Annotated in this window: 11 protein-coding genes and 1 pseudogene; 6 read left to right on the top strand and 6 right to left on the bottom strand. The window is 63.2% G+C overall.

All coding sequences use genetic code 11. From position 1 onward, the window contains the following. Positions 1 to 423, bottom strand: a pseudogene (locus ACESL8_RS05690) (phenylalanine 4-monooxygenase); the annotation flags it as partial. Positions 424 to 491: 68 nt separating this feature from the next. Here ACESL8_RS05690 and ACESL8_RS05695 point away from each other — a divergent pair. Beyond that, a complete protein-coding gene (locus ACESL8_RS05695) occupies positions 492 to 1,994 on the top strand; it encodes an acetyl-CoA acetyltransferase (RefSeq protein WP_372916718.1) in 1,503 nt (500 codons plus the stop codon). Between the two features lie 3 nt (positions 1,995 to 1,997). On the opposite strand, the gene ACESL8_RS05700 is transcribed toward ACESL8_RS05695, so the two are convergent. From ACESL8_RS05700 to ACESL8_RS05710, 3 genes are read right to left on the bottom strand one after another with little or no spacing between them, the layout of a single operon-like run. Beyond that, the gene (locus ACESL8_RS05700) at positions 1,998 to 3,371 is read right to left on the bottom strand and encodes an amidohydrolase family protein (protein ID WP_372916720.1); all 1,374 of its coding nucleotides are present in this window, start codon (positions 3,369 to 3,371) and stop codon (positions 1,998 to 2,000) included. Between the two features lie 52 nt (positions 3,372 to 3,423). Continuing rightward, on the bottom strand, positions 3,424 to 4,242 hold the full coding sequence (locus ACESL8_RS05705) for a TrmH family RNA methyltransferase (protein WP_372916722.1): 819 nt from the start codon (positions 4,240 to 4,242) through the stop codon (positions 3,424 to 3,426). 21 nt (positions 4,243 to 4,263) lie between these two features. Continuing rightward, positions 4,264 to 4,884, bottom strand: a complete 621-nt coding sequence (locus ACESL8_RS05710; RefSeq protein WP_372916724.1) for a DNA-3-methyladenine glycosylase — start codon at positions 4,882 to 4,884, stop codon at positions 4,264 to 4,266. 117 nt (positions 4,885 to 5,001) lie between these two features. Between ACESL8_RS05710 and ACESL8_RS05715 the strand changes: the two genes are divergently transcribed. Together ACESL8_RS05715 and ACESL8_RS05720 are read left to right on the top strand one after the other, a co-directional pair. Further along, the gene (locus tag ACESL8_RS05715) at positions 5,002 to 6,129 is read left to right on the top strand and encodes a sensor histidine kinase (protein WP_372916726.1); all 1,128 of its coding nucleotides are present in this window, start codon (positions 5,002 to 5,004) and stop codon (positions 6,127 to 6,129) included. Between the two features lie 4 nt (positions 6,130 to 6,133). Beyond that, on the top strand, positions 6,134 to 6,925 hold the full coding sequence (locus tag ACESL8_RS05720) for a LytR/AlgR family response regulator transcription factor (protein ID WP_372916728.1): 792 nt from the start codon (positions 6,134 to 6,136) through the stop codon (positions 6,923 to 6,925). Here ACESL8_RS05720 and ACESL8_RS05725 read toward each other — a convergent pair. Then, entirely contained in the window at positions 6,922 to 8,067 is a 1,146-nt protein-coding gene (locus ACESL8_RS05725) for an alpha/beta hydrolase (RefSeq protein WP_372916730.1), read from the bottom strand. The genes ACESL8_RS05720 and ACESL8_RS05725 overlap by 4 nt on opposite strands. Next, positions 8,064 to 8,579, bottom strand: a complete 516-nt coding sequence (locus ACESL8_RS05730) for a VOC family protein (protein WP_372916732.1) — start codon at positions 8,577 to 8,579, stop codon at positions 8,064 to 8,066. Before ACESL8_RS05730 ends, ACESL8_RS05725 begins: the two co-directional genes overlap by 4 nt. A gap of 295 nt (positions 8,580 to 8,874) precedes the next feature. Between ACESL8_RS05730 and ACESL8_RS05735 the strand changes: the two genes are divergently transcribed. The 3 genes from ACESL8_RS05735 to ACESL8_RS05745 all read left to right on the top strand — a co-directional run bounded on the left by ACESL8_RS05735 (position 8,875) and on the right by ACESL8_RS05745 (position 11,514). Then, on the top strand, positions 8,875 to 9,528 hold the full coding sequence (locus ACESL8_RS05735) for a PEPxxWA-CTERM sorting domain-containing protein (RefSeq protein ID WP_372916734.1): 654 nt from the start codon (positions 8,875 to 8,877) through the stop codon (positions 9,526 to 9,528). 455 nt (positions 9,529 to 9,983) lie between these two features. Then, complete coding sequence (locus ACESL8_RS05740) at positions 9,984 to 10,550, top strand: LuxR C-terminal-related transcriptional regulator (RefSeq protein ID WP_372916736.1); 567 nt, start codon at positions 9,984 to 9,986, stop codon at positions 10,548 to 10,550. Between the two features lie 187 nt (positions 10,551 to 10,737). Further along, positions 10,738 to 11,514, top strand: a complete 777-nt coding sequence (locus ACESL8_RS05745) for a bacteriorhodopsin-like (protein ID WP_372916738.1) — start codon at positions 10,738 to 10,740, stop codon at positions 11,512 to 11,514. Positions 11,515 to 11,604: the final 90 nt, after the last annotated feature.

Below are 11,604 nucleotides of genomic sequence, written 5' to 3' on the forward strand. Positions count from 1 at the left end.
CACATGGCCGAACACGTCATGAAACACGTCAGGCTCTTGCAGATAATCCAGCTGGCCGGGCTGGCGGATGAAATTGCCGGCCGGGAAGCGCCGATTGGCGAGATGATCGAAAAACACCGCATCCGGTACCAGCCCCGGCACCGCCACCACCTGCCAGCCCGTCAGCGCCATCAGTTCATCGTTCAATCGCGCGAAATCCGGCACGCCGGGCCGCGTGAGATCAAGGCGCTTGAGGCCATCCAGAAATTCGGGCGCCGCCCGGCCGGGCAACAGCCGCGTCTGCCGATCGAACAGATCATCCCACACACGGTGATCGGTGGCGGTGAAATGGCTCCAATCCTGCGGAATGGTCCAGTCCGGCGAAGGCGGGGCGGGGGAGGGTGCGGTTTCAATCACCCCGCGATTGTAGCAGGGGGAGCCCATGCCCGCGAGTGCTTCCCGCCAGCGCAGCCAGCCTGTATCAGCAACGGACAATTTGCGGGGGAAGAACGATGTCACTGCCAGCCGAACGCACACCGGTGATCATCGGAATCGGCGAAGTGCTCGACCGGCCAACCGATCCGGCCGCCGCGCTGGAGCCATTGGCGCTGATGGAAGCCGCGGTGCGCGCGGCCGATGCCGATGCCGGCGGCGGTTTCCTGGCCAGGATCGACAGCCTCGATGTGATCAACCTGATTTCGTGGCGTTACGACCGGGTCGCGGTGCGGCTGGCGCAGCGGCTGGGCATTGTGCCGCCGCGTGCGGTGTATGGCATCGTTGGCGGCGAAACCCCGACGACGAAAATTCACGAAGCCGCGCTGCGCATCATGAACGGCAACAGCGTGGTGGCGGTGATCACTGGCGGCGAGGCGCAGAACGCCGTCGCCAAAGCCAAGGCCGCCGGCATCACCCTGCCGTGGACACCGCCTTCCAAAACGCCGGAAAACCCCATCATCCCGTCAGATCATGTCACGCCGCTGGGCATGAGCCATGGCATCTTCCAGCCGATCCATCTTTATCCGTTGTATGAAAATGCCACCGTGGCGGCGTGGGGGCTGACGCCGGGCGCAGCACTGGCCGAAAGCGGGGCGGCCTATGAACGGATTTCGGCCGCCGCTGCCGCCAACCCCTTTGCCTGGGGGCGCACGGCCTTCACGGCACAGCAAATCACCACAGTTGCGGACGATAACCGCATGATTTGCTGGCCCTATACCAAGCGCATGGTCGCCAACAACAATGTCAACGCCGCCGCTGCCGTGCTGATGACGACGCTGGCCGCTGCCCGCGCCGCCGGCATCCCCGAAGACCGCATCATCCACGTCCACGGCGGCGCCAGCGCGGGCGAACACATGGATTTTCTCAAGCGCGATTCCTATGTGCATTCGGCGGCGCAGGATGCCGTGCTTGGCCAGGCGATGCGGATTGCGCCGCATGGTTTCGACCAGGTGGAGCTGTACAGCTGCTTCCCCACCGTGCCCAAGATGGCGCGGCGCACGCTGGGGCTGGGGGCGGATGTGCCGCTGTCGGTAACGGGCGGGCTGTCGTTCGCCGGGGCCGGGCTCAATTGCTACATGCTGCACAGCACGTGCGCCATGGTGCGTGTCCTGCGTGACAAACCGGCCGATCAGGCGCTGCTGTATGGTCAGGGCGGATATGTCACCAAACATCACGCGCTGGTGATCGGCAACCGCCCCGCAGACGCGGCGTGGCTGATGCTGAACCGCGACGTGCAAGACGCCGCCGAAGACGCGCGCGATGACGTTCCGGCCTTTGACGGCACCTATGCCGGCCCAGCCGCAATCGAAACCTTCAGCATCGTGTTCGGCCGCGAAGGCCAGCCCAGCCACGGCAGCGTGGTCGGCCGCACGCCAGACGGTGCCCGCGTGTTCGGCAAAGTGGACGTGGCCGACGGCGAGGCCGTGGCCACCCTGCTCAGCCTTGATACCCACCCCATCGGCCTGCCCGGCCGCGTGAGCGTAGGCGACGATGGTTTGCAACACTGGCGAATGGCGTAAGCCTCAACGCGAAACCAGCGCCGCCTCGTTGATCACGCCGCCATGTTTGTACAGTGTGCCGCCCTTCATGATGTGGGCGGGGTTTTGCAGCAGTGCGATGGTGCGCAGCACGTCACCGCGCACCGCGATGATGTCGGCATATTTGCCCACGGCGATGGTGCCGCTGTTCTTTTCCACGCCCATGAACTTGGCCGGCCAGTAGGTCGCAGCCTGGATCGCCTCCATCGCCGGCACGCCCAGGCCGTTCACCCACACATCCAGTTCGTTCCACGTCGTCTGGCAGTGAAAGGCGGTGGGGATGCCGCTATCGGTGCCAATCAGCAGGATGGCGCCGGCCTTGCGCAATTGCGCGAATTTGGTGTCGAGCGTGGGTTTGCGACGCGGCGTGAGCTGATTATATTCCAGCGCCGAAACATCCTTCAATGACGCGCGGATATCGGCAACCGTGTCGGGCTTCAGTCCGCGCGTCCAGCAGGCGTCGTCCAGCTTTTCGGGGTTGGAAAGCAGGCTGCCGTGGTTGAACAGGCCGCTGATGGTTGGCGTCCAGTACAGCGGGTTGCCGCGCACCCGGCCTTCGGCGGCGCGGGCTTCCAGCGCCACCATGATATCATCGGGATACTTCGGCGCGGCGCCCAGCCCGGTGTGTTCGAAATTGTCGATGCCGGTTTTCAGGCCGATGCGGATTTCTTCGGGCAGATGGCTGTGGCCCACCACCTTCAGGCCCAGCTTGTGCGCCTCCTCCACCACTGCGCGCGTCGTCGCCTCACCCAGTTCGTCCTGATCGACCAGCTTGATCACATCAACGCCGGCGGCCTTGAGCTTGCGCACCTTGGCGCGGGCATCCTCCGCGCTGTCGATGCCCCAACGGAACGATTCGGTGCCCGGATAGGGTTTTTTCTGCAGGAACGGCCCCGACACATACAGGCGCGGGCCAGGTTTGCGCCCGGCCTTCACATCTTCACGGATGGCGATGGATTCGGCCAGCGGCCCGCCCAGATCGCGCGCGCTGGTGACACCGGCCAGCAGCAGTTGCACCGCGCTGGCCGGCATGATTTCCGGGCCAAAGCGGTTCAGATACGCTTGATCCCAATGGGTGTAATCAGCGTGGCCGTTGATCATCAGGTGAACATGCATGTCCCACAGGCCGGGCAGCACATCCATGCCTTCGGTGGAAACAACGCTGGCGCCGGCCGGTACCGGCAGCGTCGCAACCGTGCCGATGGCCGTGATGCGGTCGCCGTCGACCAGGATCACGCTGTTGGCCAGCGGCGGCCCGCCTTGGCCGTCGATCAGCCGCCCGCCCACCAGTGCGGTGACGCCGGCAGCGTTGGCCGCAGTCGCCAGCAAGGCCAGCATCCAGAATATCACGGCACGCATCGGCAAAAATCCCCTGTAATTGTCGGCACCTTGGGCTCTGCCTCGCCCAATGTCACGCCTGCACGTCAAGCCGGTCCAGCGCATGATACAGCAGCACGCCGGCACACACCGCCACGTTCAAACTGTCGGCCGCGCCCAGCATCGGCAGCTTCACCAGGGCGTCGCACTGCGCGGCATATGCATCGGGCAGGCCGGCCTGTTCGTTGCCCATCAGCAGGAAGCACGGCGGCTGGTAGGTAAGCGCGCGGTAATCGACGGCCTCATCGGTCAGCGCCGCGCCCACAAGCTGCCCCGGTTCTTGCCGCAACCACGCAAAAAATTCTGGCCCCGATGCCCGCGCCACCTGGCGGCTGAACAGCGCCCCCATGCTGGCGCGCACCGCTTCCACGCTGAACGGGTCGCAGCTTTGATCGAGCAGGATCACCCCGCCCGCGCCGGTGGCGTCACAGGTGCGCAGCATGGTGCCGAAATTGCCGGGGTCGCGCAGATTTTCCGCCACCAACCACAGTTTGGCGGCGCTTCGATCAAGCCGCGCCAGCGATATGTCGGGGATCGGATAGGCCGCAGCGACGCCCTGGGCATTGTCCTTGCCCGTCAGCCGCTGCATCAGATCGGGCGTGGTGCGCAGGATGGTGCCGCGCAAATCCCACGTCGCGTCGATCAACGCCTGGGTGAGGGGGTGGCGTTCGGCTTCGGGCGTGAACAACAGCGTGTCCGGCACCTGGCCCGCGCCAAGCGCTTCGGTGCACACCCGCAGACCTTCGGCCAGGAACTGCCCGGCCTCCTTGCGGCCACGCTTGTCCGAAAGCGCCTTCAGCGCCTTCAGAACCGGGTTGGCCGGGGAGGTGATATCAGTGATGCGAGGTTGCATCTGCGCGCCGTATCACAACTCTCAAAGCGCCGTGATATTGTAATTGTGCCAAAGCATGATCGACAGCGCGCTGCGGTAGGGTTGCATCGGTTCGGCGAGCAGCCGCGCCTGCTTGTCGGTGGGCCGCGCCGGCTGATCCAGCATCCGACCCAACTGGATCTGCAGCGCCAGATCACCCGACGGGAACACATCGGGCCGCCCTTCGGCAACGATCAGATAAATCTGGGCAGACCAGCGCCCGATGCCCTTGATCGACGACAGCAGCGCAATCGCCTCTTCGTCATCCACCGGCAGCGCGGCAAAATCCACCACCCCGCCGGCCACCGCCGCAGCCAGCGCGTGAACATAAGTCGCCTTTTGCCTCGAAAGCCCGGCCGATCGCAGCACCTCATATGGGGTCGCCGCGACGCGTTCCAGATCGTCCATGTCGCCGCCGCAAGTGGCTTCCAGCTTGTTCCAGATGCTGGCGGCGGCCTTGGTGCTCACCTGCTGGGCCACAATGGCACGCATCATGGTGCTGGCACCGCGGGCCCGCACCCACGGGTCGGGCTGGCCATGCACCGCCAGCGCAGCTGCCACCGGCGGATGATCGGCAGCCAGCGCATCAAGGCAGAACTGCAGGCGTTCGGCGGAAAGTCCCATTGCCGCAGCCTAGCCGGCGCGCTGGCGACTGGCCAGACCGGGTGATGATGGCGGCCGATGGTGATGTCCCAAAACCGCCGATTTGGCCTTTGCGCGCTGCATCGCTATGGTGGCAGGATGGTTGGACTCCACGCGCGCCAAGGCTTTTTCCACGACAAGAACCGCGCCTTCTGGATTTTGCAGGGCGGCGGCTGGTTTGCCTATCTGATGCTCAGGGCGCTTTCGGGCCTGGCCAATTCGATGGGCCTCAATTTCGCGGTGTCGGCGTTTTTCGTCACGGCCACGGGTTTTTCGATCAGCTTGCTGCTGGCGGCCGCCTATCGCCGGCTCATCACCATGAAACCGGTGTGGACCTGGACGATCACCGCGCTGCTGCTGATGACGGCTTCGGCGCTGTTTTCGGTGCTTGAAGTGTGGTCGCATGCCACTTTCTACCAGCCCGGCTGGCAACCTCGAGGCGTGCAGTTCCTCGGCGCCATCCTGCTCGATTTTTCGGTGCTGGCGGCGTGGACCGGGCTGTATTTCGGCATCAACTATTATCTGATGCTGTCCGAACAATCGGTTCGCATGGTCAACATGGCCGCGCAGGCCAACAGCGCCCAGCTGGAAATGCTGCGCTATCAGCTCAATCCGCATTTCCTGTTCAACACGCTCAACAGCATTTCGACGCTGGTGCTGCTGAAACAGACCGAGCGCGCCAACGCCATGCTATCCCGGCTGGCCAGTTTCCTGCGTTACAGCCTGGTGGGCGAACGCGAAGGCCTGGCCACCGTGGCGCAGGAAGCCGAAGCCATGAAGCTGTATCTGGATATCGAGCGCACCCGCTTCGAAGCGCGGCTGCGCACCCGTTTTGATATCGCGCCCGACGTGATGGAAGCGCGGCTGCCCAGCCTGCTGCTGCAACCCGTTGTGGAAAATGCTATCAAATATGCCGTCACCCCATCCGAAGACGGCGCCGACATCTTGGTGGATGCGCGGCGCATGGGCGACCGCTTGGTGATCACCATCGCCGATACCGGCCCGGGCCTTGGCGCGGTACCGGCCGAAGCGGGGGGAACCAATGTCGGCCTCGCCAATATCCGCGATCGGCTGGCGCAAAGCTACGGCGCTGATCACCGTTTCGAATTGGCCGATAACGAACCGCACGGCATGATCGTGCTGATTGATATTCCGTTCCAGACCGAAAATCCGGCACAGCCCGTCGCAAATCCGGTTGTAGTACAGCAGTTGGCCCCACAGGTCTGAATCCATGACCATCAGAACCATCCTTGTCGACGACGAGCCGCTGGCAATCCAGGGCCTCGAACTGCGCTTGCAACCCTTTGACGACATCGAAATCATCGAACGCTGCGCCAACGGCCGCGAAGCCATTCGCGCCATCCGTACCCACAAGCCCGATCTGGTGTTTCTGGATATCCAGATGCCGGGTTTCGATGGCTTTTCCGTCGTGTCGGGTCTTGCCGATATCGATCCGCCGCTGTTCGTCTTCGTCACCGCCTTTATGCAGCATGCGCTGAAGGCATTCGAAGCGCAGGCGGTGGATTATCTGCTCAAGCCCGTGGAGGAAGACCGGCTGGCCGGCACCATTGAACGCGTGCGCCAGCGCCTGGCCGAAAAGCACGGCGCGCAGGGCGCAGAACGGCTCAAGGAAATCCTGTCCGAAGTCGCGCCCGAAGCCCTGCCCGACGATTTGTCGGACATGCCGCAAGCCGGCCGTTTCGAAAAGGTGATCAACATTAAGGATCGCGGCCAGATCTTTCGGGTCGACGTTGGCGATATCGAACGCATCGATGCCGCCGGTGATTACATGTGCATCTACACCGCCGATCAAACGCTGGTGCTGCGCGAGACGATGAAAGATCTGGAACGCCGGCTCGATCCCAAGAAATTCCAGCGCATTCACCGCTCGACGATCGTCAATCTCGACAACATCAAAAGCGTCAAGCCGCACACCAACGGCGAATGTTTCCTGGTGCTGGGTTCGGGCACGCAGGTGAAGGTGTCGCGCAGCTACCGTGATGTGGTGGCGCGCTTCCTCTAAAACGCCTGCCGCCCCAGCCAGTCGGTCACGATCCCCGCTGCCTGTTTCAGATGCTCCGGCTGGAAGGCGTAATAATGCGTCGCGCCGTGCACCAGTTGCAGTTCGCGGGTGGGCGCGTTCACCGTGCAATCGAACAGGCGGCGCGTGTGGCTGGGCGTGCAGGCATCGTCCGCCGTGTTGCCCACCACCAGCACCGGCACGCGGATGCGGTGGCCCACCTTCAGGCTGCACGCGTTTGATTTCAGGCTCCACTGCGACAGCCACGACCGCAGCGTGGTGAAGCGGCCCAGTCCGCCGGGGCTGTCGTTGATCAGGCGCGGATCACCCAGATAACAACGTCCGGGCGCGCGGTCGTTCGGGTCAACCGCCGGATCGAGCCAGCACGGCGCCGCCATGGTGCCGTGCACGATGAAGGCGCGCTCGGCATGCGGGCCTTCGCGGGCCTTCAATTCCGCCAGCGTCGCCTCCGCCCACGCCGTGATGCGGCTTGATCTGTTCACCTGCCGGGCGGCATATTCCGCCAGGAAATCAGTGCTGTACGGCGGCTGCGGCGCGCCTTGGCTATACAGATTCCACCTGGGGTCGCGCTTCGACGGGTCGGCTTCGTCGATCACCGATGGATCCATCCACTCGGTCAGCGTTTGCGCGCGGCTCACATGCGCCGCCAGCAGCATGATGCCATCCACCGGCGGCAATTTCGCATCGGCCAGCACAAAAGGTTCGCCGGCCGGCGTGCGGGTCACCTGCGGGTCTGATGCTTCGGCCTGATAAAACAGCGCCAGGCTGCCCCCACCCGACCAGGCGGCCAGCACCACGCGGGCATAGCCCAGCACCTCCCGGCAATGCGCCACCCAGCGGCCAAGATCGACCGCCACCTTCTCCATGATCAGCGCATTGTCGTTGTTGGGATAACGCGACACCGCCGTCAGCACGTGGCAACCCGCATCGGCCAGCGCGGGGGGCAGCGGCAGATAATGCATGATCCCCATCGGGTGCATGAAGATCACGATGGTATCCGATGGTGTCTCGGGCTTCAGATGATGCGCCTGAAGTGCCACCACACCGTCGATGCCGCCGTAGGTGTCACGCAGGCCCACGGCTTCGCGAAAGGCGATCAGCAGGGGCAGGCGTTGATAGTTCATGCAGCCTGCTCCGCGGCCTTGCGCGCCGTCCACGCGTTGATGATGGCGTGCGCGGTTTTGGCATCGTCCGCCAAAATCGCGTCGTGCGCCGCCGCCCGCACCGCGATTTCCAGCGGCAAGCCATTGGGATCGGCAAAATACACCGATTTCACGAAACCATGATCAATCGGCCCGAAACACGGCACGCCGCCAGCGTTCAACTGGTCACGCCAGGCCAGCAGCTTTTCCTCGCTCTCCGCTTCGAACGCGACGTGGCGATCAAAACCGTGCGCCAGTGTGAAATCACCCTCTTTTACCGTGCCGGGCGCATCGAAGAACGCGATGAAATTGCCGTCCCCCAGCCGGAAAAACAGATGCACGAACGGATTGGGCCTGCCCGATCCCGGTTCTTTTTCTTCTTGCACCACCGCCGCCAACGGCAACCCCAGCATGTCTTCGTAAAACGCCCGCGTTTCTTCCGCATCGCGGCAGCGATAGGCGCTGTGGTGGATGCTTTTAAGTGGTGTGGTCATGGCGCGGGCTCCTGCATGTTGGCAAATCTCGCACAGACGCCCCGCCTCGCCAACCCTGCTCGAAATGGCCGGCTGGGGCCGCGCGCGTGATGCCGCGAATATCGGTTTATGCCAGGGTTCGATGAAACCACGTAGTTTCCGACCCTCCCCTCATATCACCAATTCAATAAAAATAGTTAACGCGGGATAACTCCATCAGTCCCGCCGCATTGCAACGACGACCATGATTCGCTGCGCGGACCATGACAGAATCGCAATGTGTCATTATCGTCTGCTAATATTTGGAGAATTATCCATGCATAAACTCCTTCTGGCAGTATCCTCTGCCGCACTGGCCATGGCTGCTGTACCAGCTGCAGCCACCATCCAGATCTTCATCACGCCTGGTGCAGTGCAGCCGGCTGAAAACATCCAGTTTCAGGGCCAAGCTCCGACTGGCAACAATGCCTTTGGTGTGACGAACCAGACCGGCAGGAAAGTGACGTTTGTTGGCAGTGAACCGCTGGCAACCCCTTCGCAGGGCCAGGCGCGCGTCGAAGCGGCCGACGGCGGGCTGAGCCAGTTGTCCTTCGGCCTTGATACCGGGTTTGGTTTCAAGGAAGTCGAATTCAACATCTTCGGCACCGGCGCCACCGCCACCCAAACTGTGCTCAACTTTACCGATCAGTTCGGGACGGTGTTTTCGCGAACTGTGGACATCAACAACGGCCAGAATTTCTTTTCGGCCCGCGCCCTCGACACTCAGTTCATCACCAACGTCAGCTTCACGCTGAACGGTGATGTGCGCGATGCGCGCCAATTCCGCCTTGGCGGCGTTGGCCCCACCATAATCGATCCGGGCGGCGGCGCTGTTCCGGAACCGGCAAGCTGGGCGATGATGATGGCCGGATTTGGCCTGATTGGTGCCACGATGCGCCGGCGCAAGGCCCTGCCCACCGCCGCGTCCTGAATTGCAACATCACACCGCCGGCGTTCAGCGCGGGGCACTCAAAAGGCCCCGATCTGTTCGTTCAAACGCCTGGCATCGCCCAGGTTGCTGGCAGCGCCGGCGGTGTGACTCCAGCTTCGAAAAACAAGGTTCAAACGGCTTCTTCGCTTTCTGCACCACCGCCGGCAACTGCAACCTGAGCATATCGCCCCCGTGTCCTCGATGTCTGCTCATCACCCCGGCAGCAGCGGGCGCAGCACGGGTGGGTCGGCATGCCCCATTGCCCGATCGGTGCAATACCGCCACTTGAGCGCCAGTAAGGGAGTACCACGCGGTGCATCCCGGCGCGAAAGAGTGCAAGCATCATGCCGCGCGACGACGAAGATAGCCTGCCGGAGGGGTTGGCTGGGAGCTTGGCCGAGGGCTTGGCCGAGGGCTTGGCTGAGGGCTTGGCTGGGCTGATCCGGTCGATCCGCTTGAGCCCGATCGCGGCCGTGATCAGCGATCCGCGCCAACACGACAATCCCGTCATCGCCGCCAACGCGGCCTTTTGCGCCCTCACCGGCTACAGCGAGGCTGAAACCATCGCCCGCAACTGCCGCTTCCTTACCGGCCCCGGCACCGATCCGCAGGTAACGGCGCAGATCCGCGTTGCCGTGGCGCAGCGGCGGGCGGTTCTGGTGGAAATCCTCAATTACAAACGCGACGGCACGCCGTTTCGCAACGCCCTGATGGTGGCGCCGGTGTTCGATACCGGCGGCGCATTGACGTATTTCATCGGATCGCAGGTCGAACTGCGCGGCATCGAGGCGGTGCCATCCAGCAACCGGCACCAGCTGGCCACGGAGCAGGTGAAATCGCTCACCCCCCGCCAGCGCCAGGTGTTGCAGCAGATTGCCGCCGGGCATCGCAGCAAGCAGATCGCGGGCAATCTGGCGCTAAGCGAAAAGACCATCAAGATGCACCGGTCCTTGTTGCTGGCCAAGCTGCACACATCAAACATGGCCGACGTCATCCGTATCGCGGTCGAAGCCGGGATGTGACGTCACACGGCCGAAAGACCGTATGTCCTTGGCGGCGGGCCGCGAGCATATCAGCCGTGCAACACCACTGTCTGCCTAAGCTGAAGCAAGCGCGAGGTGTTGTTCGATATGTGACCAATCGGTATTGCCATGCTCATGCCCCGTCCGGGCAGCAGTTCGCGGCACTGCCTGCGTGCAGGAGCAATCAATGGAACAGATTACCGTCGGCCAGTTCGGGCTGGTGTATAATGCATTTTCGTTCACGTTCGCCGCGATGGCGGCTGGAACTCTGTTTTTCTGGTTTGGCCGCTCGCAAGTTGGCGCAGCCTACAAGACGGCCCTGACGATCACTGGCCTGGTGACGGCGATTGCCGCCTACCATTATTTCCGGATCTTCGAGAGCTGGACCGACGCCTATGACGTAAAAGACGGCGTGATCACGGCCACTGGCTATGCGTTCAACGATGCGTATCGCTATGTCGATTGGTTGCTCACCGTGCCGCTGCTGCTGATCGAACTGGTGCTCGTGATGCGGCTTTCACAGAAGGAAACATTGTCCAAGGCGACCAGCCTGGGCTTTGCTGCTGCGCTGATGATCATCCTGGGTTACCCCGGTGAAATCGCTGCCGACAACGCCACCCGGGCGATGTGGGGAACGCTGTCGACCATCCCGTTTGCCTACGTGGTGTGGCAGTTGTTCAAGGGTCTCGGCAGCGCCATCGAGCGTCAGCCCGAAAGCGCCCGCGGCCTGATCAAGCAGGCACGCCTGCTCACTTTCGCATCGTGGGGCTTTTATCCGATCGTCTACATGATCCCCTTCACCAATCTGTCTGGCGGCGCCGTCGCGACCGGCATTCAGGTGGGCTACACGATCGCCGACGTCATCGCCAAGGTTGGCGTTGGTATCCTGGTGTACATGATCGCCGTGCGCAAATCGGCGGCTGAATACGGCGAGCAGGGTGTGTCGGCCGTTCCGGCCAAGTAATCCCCGCGCAACCGTCACTCCCCGGTCAGCGGCGCTCGATCAAGCGCCGCTGACCTTCTTCTTTTGGGGCTTGGGCCATGACCGCCAGCG

Origin of the sequence: Sandarakinorhabdus sp., assembly GCF_041689835.1 — a bacterium.
Classification (GTDB): domain Bacteria; phylum Pseudomonadota; class Alphaproteobacteria; order Sphingomonadales; family Sphingomonadaceae; genus Sandarakinorhabdus.